Origin of the sequence: Gordonia sp. NPDC058843 (assembly GCF_042743165.1) — a bacterium.
In the GTDB taxonomy this organism is placed as follows: Bacteria; Actinomycetota; Actinomycetes; order Mycobacteriales; family Mycobacteriaceae; genus Gordonia.
The window spans coordinates 1-24,629 of record NZ_JBHYNC010000027.1 but is presented as its reverse complement, the minus strand read 5'-3'; the positions used below and the strand labels follow the sequence as shown (position 1 = coordinate 24,629).

Genomic DNA, 24,629 nt, shown 5'->3' with positions numbered 1-24,629 from the left:
GGACGGTCCTGCTGACGCGCGTTGTGCTCGGCATGCATCGACGAGATGCGGGCGGCAACCCGTACAGACTACCGAGCAGACGCCCCGTTCCCCGAAAGCACCGGCAAGCGATGCCCGTCGCCGCGAACCATCGGGCACACACGAGCGGGCCGGAACTGCCACAGTGGCATGGTGATCGTTCGAGTACGACGACGCGTCGGCGTCGAGGAACCGGCTGCTGGTCGCCGCTCCGTCTACGGGGTGACCGGCCTCATGCTGGCATTGGCGCTGGTCGCAGGATGCACGGGTGAGCAGACGTCCTCACCCGAGGGACCCTCATCGGCACCGGTCTCCACACCCTCGCCCGCACCCCCGATCGACGAGGTCACCCCGAACGCCCTGGGTGAGGCCGTGACCATCGAGAACGTGATGGCCCACGTTCGCGCCTTCGCGCAGATCGCCGACAACAACGACGGCAACCGCGCAGCAGGCACACCCGGGTACGACGCCTCTCTGGACTATGTCGCCGGACTGCTCCGCACGGCGGGTTTCGACGTGACCACGCCGTCCGTCGACTACGAACGCTTCGACGCCGGGCCGGTCAGTCTCACCGCAGACGACCTGAAGGTGGCGACGCGCATTGTCGAGTACTCGGCCGGGACCGGCGACACCCCGGTCACCGCCGCCCCCGTCACCGTCACCGGGCTCGGATGCACGAGCGCCGACTTCCCGCGTTCGGTGCGCGGCGCCGTCGCCGTGATCTCTCGGGGCACATGCACCTTCGCCGACAAAGCGCGCAACGCGGAATCGGCCGGCGCAGTGGGGGCGATCATGGTCAACAACGAGCCCGGCCCTCTCACCGCTGCCACGCTCGGGCCGAACGACCGCCCGGCGATCCCCGTGCTCGGCATCTCCTCCGACGACGCCGAACGGGTGCGGTCGGCCCGATCGGTCACGCTCGCGGTCGAGGCGGACACCACACGCATCACTACGCGCAGCCTGATCGCCGAGACCCGGACGGGCACCCCCGACGACGTCGTCATGGCCGGCGCACACCTCGACAGCGTTGTCGAAGGCCCCGGCATCAACGACAACGCGAGCGGCAGCGCGGCCGTACTCGAGACCGCGCTCAGGCTCGGTTCGTCGCCTCGGGTCCCTCACCGGGTGCGATTCGCGTTCTGGGGCGCGGAGGAGGACGGACTGGTGGGTTCCACGGAGTACGTCCGGGGACTCGACGCGGCCGGTCGTGCCGCGGTCGCCCTGTATCTGAACTTCGACATGCTCGCCTCTCCCAACGGCGGCTATTTCACCTACGACGGCGACGACTCCGAACGCAACGGCGCCGGCGCCGGTCCGAGCGGCTCCGCGGGCATCGAGCGGACCTTCGAGAAATTCTATGCCGATCGCGGGATCCCTCTCGCCCCAGACGACTTCGACGGCCGCTCCGACTACGGTCCGTTCATCGCGGTGGGCATCCCCTCCGGCGGTGTGTTCACCGGGGCGGAGAGCGAGAAGAGCGAGGCACAGGCCGAGATGTGGGGCGGCCGGGCGGGAGAACCCTTCGACCCCGACTATCACACCGCGCGCGACACCCTCGACAACATCGACACCGATCTGTTGGCCGTCAACTCGTCCGCGGTCGCCTCGGCGGTGGCGACCTACGCGCTGTCGACCGCGGGAGCCGACGGTGTGCCGCCGGTGGGCGAGCGGCGCCGCACGAACGACGGTTGACCAGCGACGACACCCGCTCAAGGATTGAAAACCATTTCCGTTAGAATGGGCGGGATCAGTGGCGCGAGCCAGGCGAGAGGAGCGCGATGTCGACCCAACCGTTGGACGGGCCCGACCCGGTCGAGGCGGCCGATGCCGCTGCACGGGAAGCCGCCGCCGACCTCCTGCGCGCCCTCGCCTCCCCCACCCGCGTCGCGATCGTGCTGTCCCTGCGTGAACGGGTGCAGTGCGTGCACGAGCTCGTCGGGCACCTGGGTCTGAGCCAGCCGCTGGTCAGCCAGCATCTGCGCGTCCTCAAGGACGCCGGAGTGGTCCGCGGCCAGCGCAACGGTCGTGAGATCACCTACGAACTCCTCGACGACCACGTGGCACACATCGTCGGCGATGCCCTCATCCACGCGAACGAGACCACCGACGGCCGCGCGGTGACGGCCGTCGAGCGCTCCCGGGCGGTGAACGAATGAGCGGGGTTGCCTCGGGACCGCAGCCGGTCACCGGCATCCGGTCGACGCGCCAGCGCGCCGCGATCGCCGACGCCCTGGCCGGCACCGACGACTTCTGCTCCGCCCAGGAACTCCACGAGATCCTCAAGGCCCGAGGCGAATCGATCGGCCTGACGACGGTCTACCGCAATCTGCAGGCGCTCAGTCAGGCCGGGCAGATCGATGTCCTGTGGGACGGCTCCGGCGAGACCCGATACCGTCACTGTTCGTCGGGACATCATCATCACCTGGTGTGCCGTGAGTGCGGAACCACCGTCGAGGTCCAGGCGGAGCCGGTCGAGCGCTGGGCCGCGAAGATCGCTGCCCAACACGGCTTCTCCGACATCAACCACACCGTCGAGGTCTTCGGCCGCTGCGGCGAGTGCCGGGCCTCCGGGAACGACTGAGCGAGAACCCTTCTCGCCCCCAGGCGCGCGAGCCCCTTCTGCTCCCTGAGGTGCGCGAGCCCCTTCCGCTCCTCAGGGAGCAGAGGTGGGTCGCTTCTTTCGGATTGGGGAGCAGAACACGCGGCCGCTGCGACCAGAACCCGCGACCGAAAGCGCGTCATCCCTTGGCGACAGAACGGCGGTCGGCCACGCCTCACACCTCAGGTCGCCGAAGCCGGACCCACCAGTCGCTCGGCGGCGTCGACACCCGCGGCGAGCACGATGTGCAACACCGTCAGCAGCGGCACGTCGTCGAGTTGTCCGGCCGGAAAAGTGTAGTACTGCAACACATCTGTGGTGACCCCGGCGCGATCGGAGCGTCGTAGGCTGCCGAAGCTGAGTTGCGCGGCGCACGCCTCGACATCATCCCGCAGGCTGGGCGTGTTGGGCAGGTCCATCGCGACCATCTGCGTCAGAGCGAGCACATCGAGCCCGTCGGCCAGCGTGAGTACCCGGATCGACGCACGAGTCGGGCCGACCCGCACCACCAGCGAGTCGGCGTCGGGACGGTCGACGGGGCCGAGTTCGGCGACGATGTCGGCAGCCCGGTCGAGGAGCGTGGCGGCATCGGTCACGACGGCTTCACCCCGCCGAAACGCCGGTCGCGCGAAGCGTATTCGAGGCAGGCGGCCCACAGGTCGCGGCGGTCGAAGTCCGGGAAGAGCTTCTCCTGGTAGACCATCTCCGCGTACGCCGACTGCCACAGCAGGAAATTCGAGATCCGCTGCTCGCCGGACGGACGCAGGAAGAGGTCGACGTCCGGCATGTCCGGCTCGTCGAGATACCGTGCGAACGTCGACTCGGAGATCCGCTCGGGATCGATCTCGCCACGCGCCGCGCGCCGCGCTATCTCACGAGCGGCGTCGGCGATCTCGGCGCGGCCGCCGTAGTTGACGCACATCGTCAGCGTCATCGCGGTGTTGTCCCGGGTCATCTCCTCGGCGATCTCCAATTCGCGGATCACGCTGCGCCACAATCGCGGACGGCGGCCGGCCCAGCGCACGCGGACACCCATCTCGTGCATCTCGTCGCGCCGGCGCCGGATGACGTCACGGTTGAAGCCCATGAGGAACCGCACCTCGTCGGGGCTGCGAGACCAGTTCTCCGTGGAGAACGCGTAGGCCGACAACCAGCCGACCCCCAATTCGATACAGCCGCACACGGTGTCCATCAGCACGGCCTCACCGCGCTTGTGACCCTCGGTGCGCGGAAGCCCCCGGTCGGTGGCCCAGCGACCGTTGCCGTCCATCACCAGCGCCACGTGCTTGGGCACGAACTCGGCGGGAATGGCAGGTGGCCGCGCACCACTCGGATGCGGATCGGGTGGACGGACCTCGGTGCGTTGGCTCGCGGCCTTGCGTGCCTTCGCCGAACTACCCGGCCGCAACGCCATCGTCGACCCTCCTCACACCCGTGTCCACACCCGTTTCCATCAGCCTATGAGGGGCGGTGCGTTCGATCAGCGGCAGGGTTCGGAGCTGACGTTCCAGATGCCATTGCAGATGCGCGGCGGTGAGTCCGCTGGCCTGGCGACGCAGCGACGGGGTGGCCTCGATCACGTCGTCCCACCGCCCGCGAAACAGGGCTTCCATGAGGTCGAGCACGCCCGGCGACGGCGTCGCCGATCCAGGTGGCCGACACGGCAGACACACGGCTCCGCCCGCGGCGACGTGGAAGGCGCGGTGCGGACCGGGCGTCGCGCAGCGCGCGCACTCCTCCAGCGCCGGCATCCACCCCGCGCTGTACATGGCGCGCAGCAGGTAGGCGTCGAGGATCAGCTCTCGTGGCCGACGGTCCTCGGCCAGCGCCGCCAGCGCCCCCACCGTCAACCGGTGTAGCTGGCGGGTGGGCGCTCGCTCCTCGCCCGCGAGCCGTTCCGCGGTCTCGAGGACCGCACACGCCGTGGTGTAGCGCCCGTAGTCGGCGACGATGGCGTCGGCGAAGGCGTGCAGGCTGTGCACCTGGGTGACCACGTCGAGGCTGCGGCCGGGATACAGATGGACGTCGATGTGAGCGAAGGGCTCGAGCCGGGCGCCGAACTTCGACCGCGTCCGCCGCACGCCCTTGGCGACCGCACGGACGAGACCGTGTTCGGCGGTGAGCAGCGTGATGATGCGATCGGCTTCGCCCAGCTTGTGCTGGCGCAGCACGACGGCCTCATCCCGGTAGAACCTCACCGGCACATTCTCCCACCGTGCACCGACACGACCGTCCCCGACATGCCCGCCGGCCTACCCCGGATCGATGTCGAACGAGTTCAGCGGTCGCAGCAGCGAACGCTTCTTCTCCACATGGCCGCCCATCCGGTCCAGGATGGAGGTCAGCGCCTCGATCGCCTCGACAATGTAGGGCCCCTTGTTGAGCATCACGCCCTCTGCACGTCGGCTCATCGCGGCGTCGGTGACCTCGGCGCGCGACGGTACGCCCTTCTTCGCCAGCCCGTCGAGCACCTGCGTCGCCCAGATGACCGGCACATGTGCGGCCTCACACAGCCACAAGATCTCCTCCTGCACCTCGGCGAGCCGGCCGAACCCGACCTCGACGGCGAGGTCGCCGCGGGCGATCATCACGCCGACCGCGTCCCAGCGCATCGCCTCGAGCAGCATCTGCGGCAGCGACTCGAAGGCCGCCCGGGTCTCGATCTTCAGCACGATGCCCACGTCCGGCGCACGCAGACGGCCCAATTCGTCGATCAGGTCGGCCACGTCCTCCGGCGACCGGACGAACGAGCAGTTCACTATGTCGGCGTGCGCCGCGACGAATTCGAGATCGCGCCGGTCGGCCGCCGTGAGCGCGGGGATGTGCAGGGTCGTGTCCGGCAGATTGATGCCCTTCTCGGCGCGGAGTTTCGTCCCGCCCGGGGCGGCGCGCTCGACATCGACGACGATCTCGTCGTCGAGCTTCTCCCGGACACGCCCGGCGATCTTGCCGTCGTCGAACAGCACCCGGTGGCCCGTCTCCACGTCGTCGAAGGCCTCCCCGAGTTCGCATCCGATCCGATGCGGTCCGGTCCGGGTCGCCGGGGTCGGCGCGAGGTCGCGTTGGAGCCGGATCTCGTCGCCCGTGCGCACGAGCAGGTGCTGGCGCTTCTCGGGCAGTTCGTCGACGACGATGCGGCGTCGGGAGCGCAGCGAGCGGGCCGCATTCCGGAGGGTGTGATCGCTGCCGGAACCAGGTACATCGATCGTCATGCCCGACTCGTAGTAGACGGTGCGATCGCTGTCGGCGTCGATCCCCGCCTCGGATACCGAGACCACTTCGAGGTGGCGTCGGCGACCGCGGGCGTCACGCAGTCTCAGCCGGGCCGGCTGCATGGCGTGGTCGAGTGCGCGCACCGGGATGACCGCGTCGATACCGTCGGGCAGGCGTGCGCCGGGATCGAAGGGCGTCGCGCTGAACCTCACCCGCGACCGTCGTTCGACGGTGCCGTCGTCGGCGCGGACCGGTTTCACCTTGACCACCTGCGGCCCCGGTTCCAGCGGCCCCGTGCGCAACTTCGGCCCGGCGAGATCCATGGCCACCCGCACCCGACCGGGCAGGGCACGCACCGACTCGATCATCCGCGACCACTCGGCCGGTCCATCGTGTGCGCAGTTCACGCGCGCGAGGTCCATGCCGGCGGCACCCATGGCGCGGACGAGCTCGGGATCGTCGGCCGCCTCGGTCGGCATCGTGACCATCACCCGGGTGGCCCGCCCGCCGCGCTCGGCGCCGGACCCGTCGGCAGCGGCATCGTCGCCACCACCGGGATGCACAGGCCCGAGGAGCCCGTCGCGGTTGCGGGTCAGGGTCCGCACCCCGCCGGCGAGGTCACCCCAGATCGGGTGCCGGGTGCGACCTTCGGCCAAGGCGTCCACGGTCTCGATGACCGTCTCGATCCACGAATAGACGATCGACTCCATCCGGCCGAGACTCGACAGTCCGTGCGCGCACATCGACTCCTGCAACGGACGCAGGTCGCGGCGTCGAACCGTCACGTAGTGCACGAGGTTGCGCGCACTGTGCCGATGCCGGTCGGCCACGGCGGCAATGAGCGACGCTGCCTGCAGCTCGGCGCGGTCGAGGTCGTCGCGCAGTTCGTGCAGGGCCGAGGACAGTTCGGGGATCGACATGACACCGGGGTTACCCATCGCGCCACCGTGTCAGACCCGGGTGAACGGTCGGGACGCGGCCGCGTTTCAGCCGGCGTTGACGATCTTGTCCAGCTTCGGCGGCAGCGTCATCCCACCCGGATACCGGTGCCAGCCCTTCCGGTCGTAGAACTTGGTGCCGAGCAGGCCGAGGAGTACGCCGACGAGCAAACCGATGAAGCACTGGATGATCGACCGGCCCAGGCCGGCCGACAGATCGGCGTCGAAGTACAGAACCGCCCGCACGCCGAGATAGATCACGTGCATCGGCTCGATCGCGGCGATCCACTCGAAGAAGCGCGGACTCGCCTCGAGCGGGAGCGTCCCGCCCGACGACGGCAGACCGAACACGACGAAGAACAGCAAGTTGAACAGCAGCCCGGCGTTGCCGAACACGGCCATCATCGCGCTGGCACTCACGCCGACGGCGAAGATGCCGAGCACCGACAGCATCCAGAGCACGAAGCCGTTCGGTATCGATGTCCCGACCATCGCGCCGACGGCGATGAACAGGGTCGAGAGCACCAGCGCGACCAGGAACATGATCGTCCACTTCGCCGCGAGGGTCGCCCACCGGCTGATCGCGAGCCGTTCGCGCAGTTGGTAGAACGGCCCGTACTCGATGGGCGTCTGGCCGAGCATGCCGTCGACGACGATGCTGACCATCATCGCCCCGGTGAAGCCGGCGAGCACCAGCAGCAGCGTCAGATAGAACGCCGACAGCCCGTTGCCCGCACCGTTGGGGAGCGGCGTCGGTTCGGACACCTGGACGGCGACCGGCGTCGCGAGGGCGAGCTGCGCCGCCCCCGTGAAGGTGATGTCGTTGCGGTCGAGCTGGGTGCGGACCTGATCGGTCAGCTGAGCGCCGACCTGGGCGTTGACCCGTTCACGGACCTGGTCGGCCAGGGTGGTGGTGATCGACGAGGCGAACGCACCCGAACCCCGGTTGATGAAGATGTCCACGTTCGGCCTCGTCGGCTCCGCCGTGAGCACAGTCGACCGCCCAAGTGCGACAGCCCTGTTCGTGAAATTGGACCCGACGACGATGACGCCGTACACCTTGCCGCTGTTGAGTTCGGACAGTGCGGTCGACCGGTCGGTGCGGGTCACGACGATCCCGTTCTCCGCCGCGGAGGAAATGATGCCCTCGGCGACCTGGTCGCCGAAATTCTGCCGCGTGGACTGTCCCTCGGCGTTCTCGACCTCACCGCCGGCGTCCTCCTGCACGAGCGCGATCGGGAAGTCGTGCAGGTGCCGTTGCGGATCCACGACCGCCGCCATGTACAGCCCGGCCATCAGTGAGAACATCACGGCGACGAGGGCCAGTGGCGCCAGCCAGAAGCGCGGCGATCCGAGGACACCCGCGATCGTGCGCCCGGTCGGCTGATTGGAGTCGGGCGTCTCGTGGGCGCCCTTTCCGAGCGCATCTCCCGGCTGTTCCGGCAATTCGTGCGTACCCATCGGCGTACCTCCCCCGCAGGCGGCGTCCGTCGGCGTGGAGGCCGGCAGTCTGCGCTGCTAGAAACCCAATCGACGCAACTGCTTGGGGTCGCGTTGCCAGTCCTTGGCGACCTTCACATGCAGATCCAGGTACACCTTGGTCCCCAGCAGCCGCTCGATCTGTGCGCGGGCAACTGTACCGACCTCTTTCAGGCGCGCACCTTTGTGCCCGATGATGATGCCCTTCTGGCTGTCGCGCTCGACGAACAGCACAGCGTGGACGTCGACCATCGGCGGCAGCTTCGGATCGCGGTCCTCGCGGTCGATGACCTCTTCGATGACGACGGCCAGCGAGTGCGGCAGTTCGTCATGCACGCCTTCGAGCGCGGCCTCGCGGATGAACTCGGCCATGAGGACCTGTTCGGGTTCGTCGGTGAGCTCGCCGTCCGGGTAGAACGCGGGTCCCTCCTCCATCAGGCCCACGAGCACATCGGACAGCACGTCGAGCTGCTTGCCCGACTTCGCCGACACCGGGACGACCTCGGACTGCGGTCCGAGCACCTGCGACAGCGCGAGTAGCTGCTTGGCGACCTGCTCGGGGCCGACCCGGTCGATCTTGGTGACCACGCCGACGATCGTCGTGCGCGGTGCCATCTCGCGAACCTGCGAGATGATCCAGCGATCACCCGGACCGATCGCCTCGTCGGCGGGTATACAGACGCCGATCACGTCGACCTCGGAGTAGGTGTCGCGGACGAGATCGTTGAGCCGCTGGCCGAGGAGGGTGCGCGGGCGGTGCAGACCCGGGGTGTCCACGAGGATCAGCTGCGCATCGGGACGGTTGACGATCCCGCGGATGGTGTGGCGGGTGGTCTGCGGCCGGTTCGAGGTGATCGCGATCTTCTCGCCGACGAGGGCATTGGTGAGCGTGGACTTGCCGGTGTTCGGTCGGCCCACGAAACACACGAAACCCGAACGGAACTCAGACATCCGCGCGCCCCAGCCGCTGCCGGGGGTGACCCGCTGTGTCGGTGAGGACCGCGTACGCCTCGGGACTCAGCTCGCGCAGGGTGTCCAGGCCCGGGTCGTCCGGGTCGCCGTTGACGACGACCGCGGCCTCGAAGGAGCGGGCCCCGCTCGAGATCGCCGACGCCACCGCGACCTGCAGCCCGGTGAGGGTCAGGGTGCGGGTCGCCACGTCGGCACCGGCATATGTGCGACCGTCGCCGTCCCGAACCGCCGCACCCGTGGGTGTCTCGGCGCGCGCCAGTGCACCCCGGGCGAGCACCACGAGCTTGCGATCCTCGTCGGTGAGGGTCTCGGTCACTGGTTCATCCTTGCTCTCGACTCGTCTGTGCTGCCGTGACCGGCGGTGTCCGCGTCCGGGTCGGGGCCCTGCTCGTTCCCCGGCCGCTCGTCCCCGGCCCGCCGCTCGTCGTCGTGGTCGCGTCCCGAGCGTCCCTGCGATCGGCTCGGGTATCCGCGGTGTTCGTCGCGTCGGGAATTCTCCTGAGCGTCGGGGACTCGGGTTACCAGCACCGTGATGATGCGTTGCCGCCCTTGGCGATTGGGCCCGCCCTCGGCAACCAGCTGCAACCCGTGGGATTCGACCCGGGCGCCGGGCAGCGGCACACGGCCCAGTTCCAGACCGACGAGCCCGCCGACCGTCTCGACCTCTTCGTCGTCGATCTCGACGTCGAACAGTTCGCCGAGATCCTCCACCGGGAGCCGCGCCGACACCCGATACGACCCGTCGCCGAGGTCTTCGACCGGTGCGAGTTCGTCGGTGTCGTACTCGTCGGTGATCTCGCCGACGATCTCCTCCAGTACGTCCTCGATGGTGACCAGTCCGGCGATGCCGCCGTACTCGTCGACGAGCATGGCCATGTGGTTGCGCTCGCGCTGCATGTCGGCGAGGACCCGGTCGAGCGGTTTGGAGTCGGGGATGAATTCGGCGTCACGCATCACGTCGACAACACGCAGGGTGGCGGGGTCGATGCGCTGGGCGACCGTGCGGGCCACCAGGTCTTTGAGGTACACGATGCCGAGGACGTCGTCGGTGTTCTCCCCGATGACCGGGATCCGCGAATGCCCGGACCGCGTCGCGAGACTCGTGGCCTGAAGGGCTGTTTTGTCGGCCTCGATCCAGACCATCTCCGGGCGCGGGACCATCACCTCGCGGGCGCTGGTGTCGCCGAGATCGAACACCGACTGGATCATGCGGCGCTCGTCGGCCGCGACGACGCCGGAGGCCTCCGCGAGGTCGACGACCTCGCGGAGCTCGATCTCGGTGGCGAACGGGCCGTTGCGGAATCCGCGACCCGGCGTGATGGCGTTTCCGATCAGGATCAGCAGACGGGTCAGCGGCTTGAGCAGCACGCCGAGCGCGAAGAGCAGGTACGACGATGCGAGCGCGATGGTGTACGCGTGCTGCCGGCCCAGGGTGCGCGGGCCGACGCCCACGGCGACGTAGGAGACGACTGCCATGGCGGCGATGGCCACGGCCAGTCCCCCGCCGATGCCGATCAGCTGCGTCGCGGAAACGGCGACGAGCGCGACGGCCGCGGTCTCGCACACCACGCGGAGCAGCACGACGAGCCCGACGTAGGTGGCACGTGCGTCGAGGATGCCCGCCAGGCGGCGCGCGCCCGCACGCCCCTCGCGGACCATGTCGTCGACGCGGGCGTTCGACACCGTCGACACCGCGGTGTCGACGGCCGCGAAGACACCGCCGACCCCGATCAACACGACTGCGGCCACGATGAACCAGTAGTCAGAGGTCACCCTCGGTCCTCCTCGGACCGCGTCGGGGCACCGGGGGCCGGTGACCCGCCCTCGACGCCGGTGAAACCGATGTTGGACAGCAACCGCGAATCACGGTCGGTCTGTCGTTGCTCCTGGGCACGGCGGTGGCGCTCGGCGTAGAACGCGTCGAGGATGCGGTTCTGCAGCCCGAACATCTCGCGCTCCTCCTCCGGTTCGGCGTGGTCATAGCCGAGAAGGTGCAGCACTCCGTGGATGGTCAGCATCGCCAGCTCGTGCTCGAAGGAACGTTTGGCCTCCCGCGCCTGCTTGCGGGCGAAGTCGGGGCACAGCACGATGTCGCCGAGGATCGCCGGGCCCGGGTCGGTCGCGTCCGGTCGTCCGCCGGGCACCAACTCGTCCATCGGGAAACTCATCACGTCGGTCGGACCGGGCAGGTCCATCCACTGCACGTGCATGTCGGCCATGGTGTCCTCGTCGACGCACAGCACCGAGAGCAACGCGGCCGGGTTGACGTCCATCGCGTTCACCGCGAAGCGTGCGGCGTCGATGATCAGCTCGGCCGGTACGTCGACCCCCGATTCGTTGGCCAGTTCGATGCTCATGAGCGACGACCCTGGGCCGCCCGACGCGTGGCGCGGTTGCCGCCGATCGCCGTGTTGGGCAGTCCGCGCTGCGCTTCCTCGGCACGCCCGTAGGCGTCGACGATGTCGGCGACCAATCGGTGCCGGACCACGTCCTGGCTGGTGAGCCGGGCGAAGTGGATGTCGTCGATGCCTTCCAGGATCTCCGAGGCGGCGAGGAGTCCGCTCCGCGCACCGCCCGGCAGATCCACCTGGGTGACGTCGCCGGTCACGACGACCTTGGACCCGAAGCCGAGACGGGTCAGGAACATCTTCATCTGTTCGCTCGTCGTGTTCTGCGCCTCGTCGAGGATGATGAACGCGTCGTTGAGGGTGCGGCCGCGCATGTACGCCAGCGGTGCGACCTCGATGACCCCGGCCGCCATGAGCTTCGGGATCGCCTCGGGGTCCATCATGTCGTGCAGCGCGTCGTACAACGGGCGCAGGTAGGGGTCGATCTTCTCGCTCAGCGTGCCGGGCAGGAAGCCGAGGCGTTCGCCGGCCTCGACCGCCGGCCGCGTCAGGATGATGCGGTTGACCGACTTGGACTGGAGCGCCTGCACGGCCTTGGCCATCGCCAGATAGGTCTTGCCGGTACCGGCCGGACCCAGACCGAACACGATGGTGTGGTTGTCGATGGCGTCGACGTAGTGCTTCTGGTTGAGCGTCTTGGGCCGGATCGTCTTGCCGCGTCGAGACAGGATGTCGAGCGACAGGACGTCGGCAGGCGACTCCTCGGTGCCGTCGGAGAGCATCGACACGCTGTGCCGGACGAGGTCCGGTGTCAGCGGCGTGCCCCGGCCGACGAGGTCGACGAGTTCGGCGATGACACGTTCGGAGGCGGCGACCTCGGGGGGTTCGCCGGTCAGCGTCACCTGATTGCCGCGGACGTGGATGTCGGCGGGCAGGAGCTGTTCGAGGGTTCGCAGGTTGACGTCACTGGCGCCGAGCAGCCCGAATACGACTCCGGGAGAGACTTCGACAGTGGATGTGACCCCAGACCGGCGCGGCTGCGTACGGCTGGATTGCCCGCTCGGGTCGGGGTTGTCGTCACTCACGTATGAAATCACTCCTGGTGTTCTGTTCTGGATGCGGTGACCACGCGCGCCGGGTCCCGGCGCGCAGGGATGTGGTCAGTGTATCGCGGTGCAACAGCCGATCAGCAGGCAATATTTCCGTCAGATCCCCAGCACCCGGATCGTCTGCCGCGTGCACACGCTGCGCGGGTCGACGAAGGCGTCGTGTCCCTCGCCGGGTACGACGATCAGTTCGGCGGACTGTCCGCGCGCGATCGCGGCGTCGACGTACCTGCGGCTGGACTCGACCGGGATGAGGTCGTCGGTCTCGCCGTGCACCGCCACGACGTGGGCGTCCACGACGGGCGCCAGCAGGGGCGAGGCGTCGGAGTACCGGCGCGGCGACTCGCTGAACGGCCGACCCATGAACGCGCGCACCGACTCTCGATCTGCCGCACCGACGGTGTCGAGCACCGCCGCCTGGGCGACGACAGTGGTGATGGTGGCCGTGGCGGTGCGTGCGCCGATCTGCCCGACCGCCCAGACCGCGAGCTGGCCACCCGCCGAGTGCCCGACGACCGCAGTCGAGGCGAAGTCGACGCTGTCGGGCGGGAGCAGGTCACGTACCGGACCGTCCAGGGCAGCGAGCGCGTCGATGACGTCCCGGCCGGTGTTCGGCCACCCGCCGCCCTCTTCACCGACCCGGCGGTACTCGATGTTCCACACCGCCGCCCCGCGCTCGGCGAGCATGCGCGCGATCGCGGTCTGGGTCGTCGAACCGAACTCGACAGACCAGGACCCGCCGTGCACGAGGACCACGAGTCGCGCGGGCGACGCGACCCCGAGACCTTCGGAGGGCACGTAGAGATGACCGAATTGTGAAGGTGCCGAACCATATTCGACCTTCGTACGACGCACCGCACGGCGTCCGAGGACACTCATCGCGTCCACCGGCGGGTGAGCACCCCGATCGCGCCGAGGGCCACCGCGGCGGCCGTCGACGTGCGCAACACCTCCGGACCGAGCACCACCGACTGAGCACCGAGCGCGGTCAGGTCCGCGATCTCGCCGCCGTCGAGACCGCCCTCGGGCCCGACCACGAGCAGGATCTCGGTGGCGTCGGCGAGGGGCAGCTGCGCGAGGGGCTGCGCGGACTCCTCGTGCAGGACGGCGACGACCCCACCCCCGGCCACGACATCTGCGCAGCGGGCACGGACGTCGATGGTGGTCGCGAGGTCGGTGACCTCCGGAATCCACGGGCGCCGACTCTGTTTGGCGGCGGCCGACGCCGCGGCCCGCCATTTGCCGACACCTTTGTCGGCCTTGCCCGTCCAGCGCGAGACGCATCGCAGCGCCTGCCAGGGCACGATGACGTCGACGCCGGCCTCGGTCGCGAGGTCGACCGCGAGCTCGGATCGTTCGGATTTCGGCAGCGCCTGCACCAAGGTCACCTGCGGAGTCGGGCGTGCCTCGAACGACAGGTCGTGAACGGTCGCCACCAGCGTGTCCTTCGCGGTGATCTCCCGGATCTCGCAACCACCCACCGAACCGGCACCGTCACCGACGAGAATTCGTTCGCCGACGGCGAGTCGGGCGACGGTGACCGCGTGGCGACCCTCGGGTCCGCTCAGGATCAGATCGGCGCCCGGCGCGGGCACGGACTCCGCCCAGAACAGCGGTGGGCTCACTGCGCACCCGCCGTTCGAGACGAGTACACCCGCCGGGACCTCACCGCCGCGGACACGCCGCGTCTACTTCCCGGCGAACGCGTTGCGCAGCCGCGAAAACAGGCCACCCGGGGCCGCGGCCGCCGAGGTGTTCACGATCTCGATCTCGTCGGCGGCGACCTTACGGTACTTCTTCAGCGCTTCGGTCTGTGCCGCATCGAGCCTGGTCGGGACGACGACGTCGAGATGGACGTGCATGGTTCCGCGCACACCGGAACTGACGTGCGGCATGCCCTGGCCGCGCAGCTTCACGACCTGCCCCGGCTGGGTGCCGGGAGCGACCGTCACGGTGACCGGGTCACCGAGAATGGTCTCCACCTCGAACTCGGCACCGAGCGCCGCGTCGGCCATCGGGACCTTGACCGTGCAGTGCAGGTCGTCCTTGTCGCGCAGGAACACCTCGTGCGGCCGCTCGGAGACCTCGACGTACAGATCGCCCGCGGGACCGCCGCCCAGGCCCACCTCGCCCTGACCGGTGAGACGCACGCGCATGCCGTTCTCGATCCCGGCGGGGATGCGCACGGTCATGGTGCGCCGCGAGCGGTAGCGTCCGTCGCCGCCGCACTTGTGACAGGGATCGGGGATCACCTCGCCGACACCGTGACAGGTCGGGCACTCGCGCACCGTCATGACCTGGCCGAGGAACGAGCGCTGGACGGACTGGATCTCCCCGGCGCCCTTACAGATGTCACAGGTCACCGGCTTGCTGTCGCCGTTGGTTCCGGAGCCGGTGCACACGTCGCACAGGATCGCGGTGTCGACGGTGATCTCCTTGGCGACCCCCTTCGCGCACTCCGCGAGATCCAGGGTCAGTGTCACCAGGGCCGGCTCGCCCGGCTGCACACGTGACTTGGGTCCGCGACCGGAGCCGAAGCCCCCGCCACCGCCGAAGCCGCCACCGTTGCCGAAGAACGCCTCGAAGACGTCGCCGAATCCCCCGCCGCCGCCACCGAAACCGCCGAAGCCACCCGCACCCGCACCGGCCAGCGGGTCGCCACCGGCATCGACGATGCGGCGCTTCTCCGGATCGGTCAGCACCTCGTAGGCGGTGCTGACCTCCTTGAATTCGTCTTCTTTGCCCGGATTGACATCGGGGTGCAGTTCGCGGGCCTTCTTGCGGTAGGCGCGCTTGAGCTCCTGATCAGTAGCGCCCTTCGCCACACCCAGGATTGCGTAATAGTCACGTGCCACGGTTGTAGTGATCCTTCGGTCTCAGTGGTGCCTGGCGGCGTGTGCTCTCACGATCGCGCGGGACGTGTGCGGGGAACCGTCCCACGCGGTCCCCGACTCCGGGTCGTGCGCGGCCGCCGCCGTCGACGCGGCGGCATGCCGAGCAGCGGTCATGGGAAATATGCGGTCATCGCTCGGCGAGCACCTCGCCGATGTACTTGGCAACGGCCGCGACCGAGGCAATGGTTCCCGGGTAGTCCATTCGTGTGGGGCCGAGCACACCGACGCCGCCGAACACGTTTCCCGATGCACCGTACCCTGTCGATACGACCGACGTACCACGCAGGTTCTCGGTCTGGGTCTCCTCACCGATCTGCACCGTGACCTGCCCCATGTCCTGCGTCGTCGCGAGGATCTTGAGAACCACCACCTGCTCTTCGAGTGCCTCGAGCACGGTGTCCATCCCGCCGACGACGGGTGTGAAGTCGGCCGCCGAACGGGCGAGGTTCGACGTGCCGCCGAGCACCAGTCGATCGTCGCCGCGTTCGACGAGGGTTTCCACCAGCACGGTCGCGATGTTGAGGGCCGCACCGCGCAGATCCTCGGGCGCGGAGTTGGCGAGCTCGGCCACCGCGGCCGACGCGGCCTCGAGTCGTCTGCCGTGCAGCGCGGCCGAGAACAGATCACGCAGCCGGGCGATCTCGTCCTCGTCGTGGTCTTCGTTCAGTGCCACCATGCGCTGTTCGACGCGGCCGTTGTCGACGATGACGACCATCAGCAGACGCGACGGCGAGAGGGTGACGACCTCGAGGTGACGCACGGTCGCCGCCGACAGCACGGGATACTGGATCACCGCGACCTGCCGCGTCAGCTGGGCGAGGAGCCGCACCGAACGCCGGAGTACGTCGTCGAGGTCGACGCCGGAGTCGAGCACCGAGAGGATCGCTCGACGCTCGGCCGCCGAGAGCGGCTTGATCTCGCTGATCCGGTCGACGAACATCCGGTAACCCTTGTCGGTGGGCACCCGACCGGAGCTGGTGTGTGGCTGGGTGATGTACCCCTCCGCCTCCAGGACCGCCATGTCGTTGCGGACGGTGGCACTCGACACGCCCAGCTGGTGGCGCTCCACGAGAGCTTTCGAGCCGATCGGTTCCTGCGTGCCGACGTAGTCGGTCACGATCGCACGCAGGATCTCGAAGCGACGATCATCGGTGGTAGACACGCGGTACACCTCCTGACTCGGATCCCTGCCATACAGTTGGGTGCGTTCCATAGTACGAAACGCCGATCGCGATCACGGTGCCACGGCGTGGTGTCGCGCACCGACCGTCGACGCATCGTCGACGAGCGGCAGTCGCCGAGGCAGAGCGTCGGAGGAGTTCGGATGATCTTCAAGGGGGTTCGGGAGGGCAAGCCCTACCCCGACCACGGGTTGTCGACGCGTGGCTGGGCCAAGATCCCGCCGCGACAACTCCGCCTCGACCAGCTGACCCCGATCACCAAGGTCCTCGCCCTGGACAAGCTGCTCAGCGAGGACTCCACCTTCTACGGCGACCTGTTCGCGCACGTCGTTCGATGGGAGGGCGAGCTCTATCTGGAGGACGGGCTGCATCGCGCCGTCCGGTCGGCCCTGCGCAACCGCCACATCATCCACGCGCGAACCCTGGATCTCGACGCCCTGGACCTGACCGACGCGGCCAAACCCCTGGACGAGCAACTCGAGGACACCGCCGAGATCCCCGCGCGCCGGCCCCCGACCGCGCCCGAGAGCGCAGGCGCACACCGTCGGGGCGCCCGGTCGACGGGATGGACGAGTCCGCCGCCTCGCCCCGATCAGGGTTGGTAGGCCGACACCGGTCCCGAACTCAGCCCCAGAGCACGCGGCGGATCACGCCGTCGGCCAGCAACCTGCCGGCGTCGGTGAGCACATAGGCGTCCTCGGTCGCGCTCAGCAGACCGTCGGCGCAGAGCTGTTCGGCATTCGCGGTCTCGGACTCGTCCAGGAGACCGCGTGGCAGTCCGCTGCGGCACCGAGTGGTCAGCATGACGGCCTCGAGGTGTTGATCCTCGAGACTCAGCTGCTCCGCCGACGCGATCGGCAGTACGCCGTCCGACAACGACTTCGCGTAGCGCGCAGGGTGTTTCGCGTTCAGCCAGCGAACGCCGGCGACGTGGGAATGCGCACCCGGGCCGACGCCCCACCAGTCGTGGCTGTGCCAGTAGGCGATGTTGTGGCGGCACACCGACTCGTCGCTGCGCGCCCAGTTCGACACCTCGTACCAGTCGAGGCCATCGGCCCGGAGGCGACGGTCGAGGATCTGGTAACGGTCGGCGAGCACGTCGTCGTCCGGGGCAGGCATCTCCCCGCGGCGGATTCGGCGCGCCAATGCGGTGCCGTCTTCGACGATCAGCGCGTAGGCCGACACGTGGTCGATCCCGGCGTCCAACACTGCGTCGACGGTGGCGTGCAGGTCGGCGTCGGTCTCGCCGGGCGTGCCGTAGATCAGGTCGAGGTTGACGTGGTCGAACCCGGCCGCCCGCGCCTCTCTCGCAGCCGCGACCGCCCGGCCCGGTGTGTGCGTGCGGTCGAGGAGTCTGAGCACATGCTCGGCGGCCGACTGCATGCCGAGCGAGATCCGGGTGAAGCCCGCCGACCGGAGTCCGTCGAAGAACTCGGGCGAGGTCGACTCCGGATTCGACTCGGTGGTGATCTCGACGTCGTCGGAGAGATCGATGTTCGCCCGCACAGCATCGAGAAGCCGGGTGAGACCGGCCGCACCGAGGAGCGACGGCGTGCCGCCGCCGACGAAGATCGTCGAGACCGGCCGTGCGGGCGACAGCAGCTGCGACGCGGTCTCGAGTTCGCGGGCGACGGCGTCCTGCCACGACTCCGGCGACGACGACGAACCGAGCTCCCCCGCCGTGTAGGTGTTGAAGTCGCAATACCCGCACCGGGTCGCGCAGAACGGGACATGCAGGTACAGCGCGAGGGGCACACCCGGGTCGACATCGCTGCACGCGGCCGCGACGAGCTCGTCCGCGGGCACCGCAGCCGGATCGGCGTCGCGACCCGCGGCAGGGGCCGGATCGGCCGCGGGGATCACGTCGACATTCACCCTTCCATCATGCCGATCACCCCGACATGGGAGGAAATCGACGACCGCGACGGGAACAGCGTCGACCTCGTCGGCGTTGTGCGGCTCAGGTAGGGACCGGCCCCGCCCGGTTTCCATCATCGTGATGGAAAATAACCCCAAGTAGACGAGCCGATGCGGAGCGTGGCACTATGGAGCGCGTGATTTTCCCCGGGGTGTGGCTCGCAGCTCGACGCCACATTGATCTCAAGCGCGTCAACAGCGCTTTCTGTCGCATCTAGCGACGTCTCGGCCCCGATTTGTCCCCGTTTCTCGGGGGATGCCGGCACGTTTCAGCCCGTAATTCGTGCAACGAACGCCGGCCCTGTGTGCCGGCACAGGAGAGTTCATGACGTCCACCACCGACGCCCCCGCCGCTTCCGGCCCGGGTTCACCGAACGACGCTGCTGCCGCACCGGCCGCCGACAAGCCCGCGCGTCCGGCCCGCAAGGCCCGTCCGACCAAGCGCCGCGCCGAAGGCCAGTGGAAGCTCGGATACCGCGAGCCGTTGAACCCGAATGAGCAGGTCAAGAAGGACGACAACCCGCTCAACGTGCGGGCGCGCATCGAGAACATCTACTCGAAGCAGGGCTTCGACTCGATCGACAAGCAGGACCTCCGCGGCCGTATGCGCTGGTGGGGTCTCTACACCCAGCGCGCCGAAGGCTACGACGGCACCTGGACCGGCGACGAGAACATCGACATCCTCGAAGACAGCCACTTCATGATGCGCGTGCGCTGCGACGGTGGCGCGCTCAATGTCGAGCAGCTGAGGACGTTGGGCGAGATCTCCACCGAGTTCGCCCGTGACACCGCCGACCTCTCCGACCGCGAGAACGTCCAGTACCACTGGATCCGGATCGAGGACGTCCCGACGATCTGGGAACGCCTCGAAGGCGTCGGACTCAAGACCACCGAGGCCTGTGGCGACTGCCCCCGCGTCGTGCTGGGCTCACCGCTCGCCGGTGAGTCCCTCGACGAGATCCTCGACCCGACCCCGGCCATCGACGAGATCGTCCGCCGCTACATCGGCGACCCGAAGTACTCGAACCTGCCGCGAAAGTTCAAGACCGCGATCTCGGGCCAGCAGGACGTGGTGCACGAGATCAACGACGTCGCCTTCGTCGGCGTGGTCCATCCCGAGCACGGCCCCGGCCTCGACCTCTGGGTCGGCGGCGGGCTGTCCACCAACCCGATGCTCGCCCAGCGCGTCGGCGCATGGGTGCCCCTCGACGAGGTGCCCGATGTCTGGGAGGCCGTGGTCTCGATCTTCCGCGACTACGGATACCGACGTCTCCGCGCCAAGGCCCGCCTGAAGTTCCTCATCAAGGACTGGGGCATCGAGAAGTTCCGTCAGGTCCTCGAAGACGAGTACCTGGGCCGCAAGCTGATCGACGGTCCGGCCCCGGAGCAGCCCGAACGCCCCATCGACCACATCGGTGTACAGAAGTTGAGCAACGGGCTCAACGCGATCGGTTTCTCCCCCATCGCCGGACGCGTCTCGGGCACGATCCTGACCAAGGCCGCCGAGGCGGTCGCCGCGGCCGGTTCCGACCGCGTCCGCTTCACCCCGTACCAGAAGCTGATCGTCCTCGACGTCCCCGACGACAAGGTGGACTGGCTGATCGACGAGCTCAAGCCGCTCGGCCTGCACGGCCGGCCGACTCGATGGCGCCGGAACCTCCTGGCGTGCAGCGGTATCGAGTTCTGCAAGCTCTCGTTCACCGAGACCCGCAAGCGCTCGCAGGTCCTCGCCCCGGAGCTCGACGAGCGGCTCGCCGACATCAACTCGAAGCTCGACGTGCCGATCACGGTGAACATCAACGGCTGCCCCAATTCCTGCGGGCGATCGCAGATCGCCGACATCGGTTTCAAGGGGCAGCTCGTCGAGGACGCCGACGGCAATCAGACCGACGGATTCCAGGTTCACCTCGGCGGCAGCCTCGGCCTGGATTCGGGTTTCGGGCGCAAGCTTCGCCAGCACAAGGTGCTCGGCACCGAGCTGGGCGACTACATCGAGCGCGTGGTCCGCAACTTCGTCGACCAGCGTGAAGAAGGTGAACGGTTCGCACAGTGGGCCGTTCGTGCCGACGAGGAGGCACTGCGATGACCATCGAGACGACTGCCCGTGCAGGGCGGCGGTTCAGCGAGGACCAGCTGCGCGACATCGCGCAGAAGGGTGCTGCGGACCTCGGTTCCGACGCCACTCCCGAGGAACTGATCCGCTGGACCGCGCAGACCTTCGGCACCAACTTCGTGGTCGCGTCGAACATGCAGGACGCGGCCCTCGTCGATCTCGCCGTCAAGCACATCGACCGTGATCTCCTCGACGGGGACCCGGTCAAGGTGCTCTTCCTCGACACCGGCTACCACTTCGCCGAGACCATCGGCACCCGGGACGCCGTCGAGCAGGTGTACGGCGTGGACATGGTGAATCTGACCCCCGAGCACAGCGTCGCCGAACAGGACGAACTCCTGGGGCGCAACCTCTTCGCACGGGACCCGGGCGAATGCTGCCGTATGCGCAAGGTCCTGCCGCTCAAGGCCGGCCTCGCCGGATACGACGCGTGGATCACCGGCATCCGGCGCGTGGAGGCACCTACCCGGGCCAACGCACCGCTCATCTCCTTCGACGAGGGCTTCGGACTGGTGAAGATCAATCCGATCGCGGCCTGGTCCGACGAGACGATGCAGGACTACATCGACACCAACGGGGTGTTGGTGAATCCGCTTGTCGACGAGGGATACCCCTCCATCGGGTGCGCACCGTGCACCGTCAAACCCGAACCCGGATCCGATCCGCGCAGCGGCCGCTGGGCCGGCCGCGCCAAGACAGAATGTGGGCTGCACGCATGACCGTGACCGAAACACCGTCCGTTCGCCAGACGAGCGGCGCCGCCGCGGAGGCCGACGAGTTCACCACGCTCGACGCCCTGGAGTCCGAGGCGATCCACATCTTCCGGGAGGTCGCGGGCGAATTCGAGCGGCCGGTCATCCTGTTCTCCGGCGGCAAGGACTCCACCGTGCTGCTGCACGTTGCGCTGAAGGCGTTCTGGCCCGCGCCGCTGCCCTTCTCGCTGCTGCACGTCGACACCGGGCACAATCTGCCCGAGGTGCTCGAGTTCCGGGATCAGGTCGTGGAGCGGCACAACCTGCGGTTGCACGTCGCCAAGGTCGAGGACTACCTCGCCGACGGCCGCCTCACCGAGCGTCCCGACGGTGTCCGCAACCCGCTGCAGACCATTCCCCTGCTCGACGCGATCACCGAGAACCGCTTCGATGCGGTGTTCGGCGGTGGTCGCCGCGACGAGGAGCGTTCACGCGCCAAGGAGCGGATCTTCTCGTTGCGCAACGCCTTCGGTCAGTGGGACCCGAAGCGCCAGCGTCCGGAGCTGTGGAACCTGTACAACGGCCGTCACGCACCGGGTGAGCACGTGCGGGTGTTCCCGCTGTCGAATTGGACCGAGCTCGACATCTGGCGCTACATCGCCCGCGAGCAGGTGCTCCTCCCGTCGATCTACTACGCGCACGAGCGCGACGTGTACCAGCGCGACGGCATGTGGATGACCTCGGGCGTCTGGGGCGGACCTCGCGAGGGCGAAGAGACGCAACGACTCTCGGTGCGCTACCGCACCGTCGGCGACGGCTCGTCGACCGGAGCGGTGCTCTCCGACGCCGCCGACAACGAAGCCGTTCTCGCCGAGGTCGCCGCATCGCGGTTGACCGAACGTGGCGCCACCCGTGGCGACGACCGGGTCTCCGAGGCCGCCATGGAAGACCGTAAGCGCGAAGGATATTTCTGATGAAGCACGCCCCCGATCTCCTCCGCATCGCCACCGCGGGCAGCGTCGACGACGGTAAGTCGACGCTCGTCGGCCGACTGCTGTACGACACGAAATCCGTTCTGGCCGATCAGATCGATGCAGTCACCAAGGCCTCGGTGGACCGCGGCCTCGACACCCCCGACCTGTCACTGCTGGTCGACGGGTTGCGCGCCGAGCGCGAACAGGGCATCACAATCGACGTCGCGTACCGCTACTTCGCAACGCCCGCTCGGTCGTTCGTACTGGCCGACACCCCCGGCCACGTGCAGTACACCCGGAACACCGTCTCCGGCGCGTCCACCGCTCAGCTGGTGATCCTCCTCGTCGACGCCCGGACCGGCGTCGTCGCCCAGACCCGCCGCCACGCCGCGGTGATGGCGCTCCTCGGCGTGCCGCAACTGGTGCTGGCGGTCAACAAGATCGACCTCGTCGCCGACCAGGCGTCGGTGTTCGCCGACATCTCTGCCGAGTTCGCCGAACTCACCCGATCGCTGGGCTGGTCCGACGAGCAGGTCACCGCGATCCCGGTGTCGGCGTTGCACGGTGACAACGTCGCGAACCGATCGGAGACCACCGCGTTCTACGAGGGGCCGACGCTCATCGAGCATCTCGAGACCGTGCCCAATCTGGTAGAGCGTAGCGAGGTCGGTCTGCGCTTCCCCGTGCAGTACGTCATCCGCCCCCGCACGCCCGAGTACCCCGACTACCGCGGCTACGCGGGTCAGATCGCCGCCGGCCGGGTCTCCGTCGGCGACGAGGTGGTCATCCTGCCGTCGGGGCAGCGCACCACCGTCAGCCAGATCGACACCGCCGACGGCCAGTTGGCCACCGCCCACACCGGACGCAGTGTGACGATCCTGCTGGCGGACGACGTCGACATCTCCCGCGGTGACCTGATCGCCACCGCGGCCGACGCCCCGGAACCGCTGCAACAGTTCACCGCGACCGTGTGCTGGCTCGCCGAGAAGCCGTTGCGTCCCGGCGCGCGCCTGCTGCTCAAGCACGGAACCAAGACCACCCAGGCCATCGTCGGCGCCCTCGATGCGCTGTTCGACGAGCAGAACCTCGCCCTGGTGGAGGCACCGGAGTCGGTGGAGCTCAACCAGATCGTGCGGATCTCGGTGCAGACCGCCGAGGCGATCCCGGCCGACGACTACCAGGTCAACCGGGAGTCGGGCAGCTTCCTGCTCATCGACCCGCAGGGCGGCAACACACTGGCCGCGGGGCTCGTCGGCGACGCGCTGGCGCCGCTGCATCTCAAAGAGCTGGTGTGACACCGACTCTCGTTCTCGTCGCACACGGCAGTCGCGATCCGCGCTTCGGCGCGACCGCGCGCCGCGTGCGCGACGCCGTCGCCTCGAGCCTCTCCGGGGTCGAGGTGGTGCTGTCGTACCTCGACCTCGACGAGCCGCTTGTCGGCGACGTCCTCGGCGGGCTCGGCGGGCCTGAGGCATCGGATGCCGGCCCGGTGGTCGTACCGATGCTGTTGTCGGCGGGGTACCACCACAAGATCGACCTGCCGTCGATCATCGCCTCGCGTCGGCCGACGGCCCGACAGACCGATGTCATGGGTGCCCGGTCGTTGACCGGCGCCCTGGCGGACCGTCTTCTCGAGGCCGGTCTGGGACCGGGTGACGGCGTGATCCTGTCCGCGGTCGGGTCCTCGGACCCCGCCGCCGATCGTTCGGTGCGCCTACGCGCGATCGAACTCTCGACACGACTGCACCGACCGGTGGAAGTGGTCTTCGCGACCAAACTCGGCCCGGGGAAGCGCGCGGTGGCCACGGCTGTGCGCCGGTTGCGTGCCGGCGGCGCACATCGGATCGCCCTCAGTCCGTACTTCCTGTCGGCCGGACTCCTCACCGAGCGGGTCGAGTCGGCACTCGACGCCCTGGTCGACGACACGCTCGTGGCAGGACCCCTCGGCACACACCCCGACGTCGTGAACGCGATCGGCTCGCTCTACCGTTCCGCCGTCGGGTACCGCGCTATGCCCGCCGGTCACGCGGCTTCCTGACTCGGCGATCACCGCTCTGCCCCCTGATCCGAAAGAACCGCATAACCCCTGGTCCCTAATCCGAAAGAACCGCATAACCCCTGCTCCCTAATCCGAAAGAACCGCATAACCCCTGCTCCCTGAGGTGCGAGGAGCGCAAGCGACGAG

At 68.6% G+C, this 24,629-nt stretch carries 24 protein-coding genes; 9 read left to right on the top strand and 15 right to left on the bottom strand.

Translation table 11 applies throughout. From position 1 onward, the window contains the following. Positions 1 to 171 precede the first annotated feature (171 nt). The 3 genes from ACFW3F_RS17045 to ACFW3F_RS17035 all read left to right on the top strand — a co-directional run bounded on the left by ACFW3F_RS17045 (position 172) and on the right by ACFW3F_RS17035 (position 2,599). Complete coding sequence (locus ACFW3F_RS17045) at positions 172 to 1,710, top strand: M28 family metallopeptidase (protein WP_388059467.1); 1,539 nt, start codon at positions 172 to 174, stop codon at positions 1,708 to 1,710. Positions 1,711 to 1,796: 86 nt separating this feature from the next. Further along, positions 1,797 to 2,174 carry an ArsR/SmtB family transcription factor gene (locus ACFW3F_RS17040; RefSeq protein WP_388059389.1) on the top strand — a complete coding sequence of 126 codons (378 nt, stop codon included), beginning with the start codon at positions 1,797 to 1,799 and terminating at the stop codon, positions 2,172 to 2,174. Next, the gene (locus ACFW3F_RS17035; RefSeq protein WP_388059387.1) at positions 2,171 to 2,599 is read left to right on the top strand and encodes a Fur family transcriptional regulator; all 429 of its coding nucleotides are present in this window, start codon (positions 2,171 to 2,173) and stop codon (positions 2,597 to 2,599) included. Before ACFW3F_RS17040 ends, ACFW3F_RS17035 begins: the two co-directional genes overlap by 4 nt. A gap of 200 nt (positions 2,600 to 2,799) precedes the next feature. On the opposite strand, the gene ACFW3F_RS17030 is transcribed toward ACFW3F_RS17035, so the two are convergent. From ACFW3F_RS17030 to hrcA, 14 genes are all read right to left on the bottom strand, one after another. Beyond that, the gene (locus tag ACFW3F_RS17030; RefSeq protein ID WP_388059385.1) at positions 2,800 to 3,213 is read right to left on the bottom strand and encodes a hypothetical protein; all 414 of its coding nucleotides are present in this window, start codon (positions 3,211 to 3,213) and stop codon (positions 2,800 to 2,802) included. Next, the gene (locus tag ACFW3F_RS17025) at positions 3,210 to 4,031 is read right to left on the bottom strand and encodes an isoprenyl transferase (RefSeq protein WP_388059383.1); all 822 of its coding nucleotides are present in this window, start codon (positions 4,029 to 4,031) and stop codon (positions 3,210 to 3,212) included. Before ACFW3F_RS17025 ends, ACFW3F_RS17030 begins: the two co-directional genes overlap by 4 nt. Next, positions 4,012 to 4,815 (bottom strand): DNA repair protein RecO, encoded by an 804-nt coding sequence (gene recO, locus ACFW3F_RS17020; protein WP_388059381.1) that lies wholly within the window; start codon positions 4,813 to 4,815, stop codon positions 4,012 to 4,014. The genes ACFW3F_RS17025 and recO overlap by 20 nt, the downstream gene beginning before the upstream one ends. Before the next feature lie 54 nt (positions 4,816 to 4,869). After that, entirely contained in the window at positions 4,870 to 6,768 is a 1,899-nt protein-coding gene (locus ACFW3F_RS17015; protein WP_388059379.1) for a pyruvate kinase, read from the bottom strand. Positions 6,769 to 6,816: 48 nt separating this feature from the next. Further along, entirely contained in the window at positions 6,817 to 8,229 is a 1,413-nt protein-coding gene (locus ACFW3F_RS17010) for a YhgE/Pip domain-containing protein (protein ID WP_388059378.1), read from the bottom strand. Between the two features lie 57 nt (positions 8,230 to 8,286). Next, positions 8,287 to 9,198, bottom strand: coding sequence for a GTPase Era (gene era / locus ACFW3F_RS17005; RefSeq protein WP_388059376.1), 912 nt, complete (start codon positions 9,196 to 9,198; stop codon positions 8,287 to 8,289). Next, positions 9,191 to 9,535: a cytidine deaminase gene (locus ACFW3F_RS17000; RefSeq protein WP_388059374.1), complete on the bottom strand. Its 345-nt coding sequence runs from the start codon at positions 9,533 to 9,535 to the stop codon at positions 9,191 to 9,193. The genes era and ACFW3F_RS17000 overlap by 8 nt, the downstream gene beginning before the upstream one ends. After that, positions 9,532 to 10,992 (bottom strand): hemolysin family protein, encoded by a 1,461-nt coding sequence (locus tag ACFW3F_RS16995; RefSeq protein ID WP_388059372.1) that lies wholly within the window; start codon positions 10,990 to 10,992, stop codon positions 9,532 to 9,534. Before ACFW3F_RS16995 ends, ACFW3F_RS17000 begins: the two co-directional genes overlap by 4 nt. Next, positions 10,989 to 11,576 carry an rRNA maturation RNase YbeY gene (gene ybeY, locus ACFW3F_RS16990; protein ID WP_388059370.1) on the bottom strand — a complete coding sequence of 196 codons (588 nt, stop codon included), beginning with the start codon at positions 11,574 to 11,576 and terminating at the stop codon, positions 10,989 to 10,991. The genes ACFW3F_RS16995 and ybeY overlap by 4 nt, the downstream gene beginning before the upstream one ends. Continuing rightward, positions 11,573 to 12,652, bottom strand: a complete 1,080-nt coding sequence (locus ACFW3F_RS16985; protein ID WP_388059368.1) for a PhoH family protein — start codon at positions 12,650 to 12,652, stop codon at positions 11,573 to 11,575. Before ACFW3F_RS16985 ends, ybeY begins: the two co-directional genes overlap by 4 nt. A 120-nt stretch (positions 12,653 to 12,772) precedes the next feature. Continuing rightward, positions 12,773 to 13,552: an alpha/beta hydrolase family protein gene (locus ACFW3F_RS16980; protein ID WP_388059367.1), complete on the bottom strand. Its 780-nt coding sequence runs from the start codon at positions 13,550 to 13,552 to the stop codon at positions 12,773 to 12,775. Continuing rightward, positions 13,549 to 14,298: a 16S rRNA (uracil(1498)-N(3))-methyltransferase gene (locus ACFW3F_RS16975; protein ID WP_388059365.1), complete on the bottom strand. Its 750-nt coding sequence runs from the start codon at positions 14,296 to 14,298 to the stop codon at positions 13,549 to 13,551. The genes ACFW3F_RS16980 and ACFW3F_RS16975 overlap by 4 nt, the downstream gene beginning before the upstream one ends. 63 nt (positions 14,299 to 14,361) lie before the next feature. Next, positions 14,362 to 15,528 carry a molecular chaperone DnaJ gene (gene dnaJ, locus ACFW3F_RS16970; protein WP_388059363.1) on the bottom strand — a complete coding sequence of 389 codons (1,167 nt, stop codon included), beginning with the start codon at positions 15,526 to 15,528 and terminating at the stop codon, positions 14,362 to 14,364. 166 nt (positions 15,529 to 15,694) lie between these two features. Further along, entirely contained in the window at positions 15,695 to 16,729 is a 1,035-nt protein-coding gene (gene hrcA / locus ACFW3F_RS16965; protein WP_388059361.1) for a heat-inducible transcriptional repressor HrcA, read from the bottom strand. A 162-nt stretch (positions 16,730 to 16,891) separates the two neighbouring features. Here hrcA and ACFW3F_RS16960 point away from each other — a divergent pair, with 162 nt between their 5' ends. After that, positions 16,892 to 17,353 carry a type II toxin-antitoxin system VapB family antitoxin gene (locus ACFW3F_RS16960; RefSeq protein WP_388059359.1) on the top strand — a complete coding sequence of 154 codons (462 nt, stop codon included), beginning with the start codon at positions 16,892 to 16,894 and terminating at the stop codon, positions 17,351 to 17,353. 19 nt (positions 17,354 to 17,372) lie between these two features. Here the strand turns inward: ACFW3F_RS16960 and hemW are convergent, their stop codons facing one another. Continuing rightward, complete coding sequence (gene hemW / locus ACFW3F_RS16955) at positions 17,373 to 18,554, bottom strand: radical SAM family heme chaperone HemW (protein WP_388059465.1); 1,182 nt, start codon at positions 18,552 to 18,554, stop codon at positions 17,373 to 17,375. 436 nt (positions 18,555 to 18,990) lie between these two features. On the opposite strand from hemW, the gene ACFW3F_RS16950 reads away from it, so the two are divergent. From ACFW3F_RS16950 to ACFW3F_RS16930, 5 genes are read left to right on the top strand one after another with little or no spacing between them, the layout of a single operon-like run. Next, positions 18,991 to 20,751 (top strand): nitrite/sulfite reductase, encoded by a 1,761-nt coding sequence (locus ACFW3F_RS16950; RefSeq protein ID WP_388059357.1) that lies wholly within the window; start codon positions 18,991 to 18,993, stop codon positions 20,749 to 20,751. Beyond that, positions 20,748 to 21,497 carry a phosphoadenylyl-sulfate reductase gene (locus ACFW3F_RS16945; RefSeq protein WP_388059355.1) on the top strand — a complete coding sequence of 250 codons (750 nt, stop codon included), beginning with the start codon at positions 20,748 to 20,750 and terminating at the stop codon, positions 21,495 to 21,497. Before ACFW3F_RS16950 ends, ACFW3F_RS16945 begins: the two co-directional genes overlap by 4 nt. Further along, the gene (cysD, locus tag ACFW3F_RS16940) at positions 21,494 to 22,444 is read left to right on the top strand and encodes a sulfate adenylyltransferase subunit CysD (RefSeq protein ID WP_388059353.1); all 951 of its coding nucleotides are present in this window, start codon (positions 21,494 to 21,496) and stop codon (positions 22,442 to 22,444) included. The genes ACFW3F_RS16945 and cysD overlap by 4 nt, the downstream gene beginning before the upstream one ends. Continuing rightward, positions 22,444 to 23,739: a sulfate adenylyltransferase subunit 1 gene (locus ACFW3F_RS16935; RefSeq protein ID WP_388059351.1), complete on the top strand. Its 1,296-nt coding sequence runs from the start codon at positions 22,444 to 22,446 to the stop codon at positions 23,737 to 23,739. The genes cysD and ACFW3F_RS16935 overlap by 1 nt, the downstream gene beginning before the upstream one ends. Next, a complete protein-coding gene (locus tag ACFW3F_RS16930; RefSeq protein WP_388059349.1) occupies positions 23,736 to 24,482 on the top strand; it encodes a sirohydrochlorin chelatase in 747 nt (248 codons plus the stop codon). Before ACFW3F_RS16935 ends, ACFW3F_RS16930 begins: the two co-directional genes overlap by 4 nt. The last annotated feature ends 147 nt before the right edge of the window (positions 24,483 to 24,629 follow it).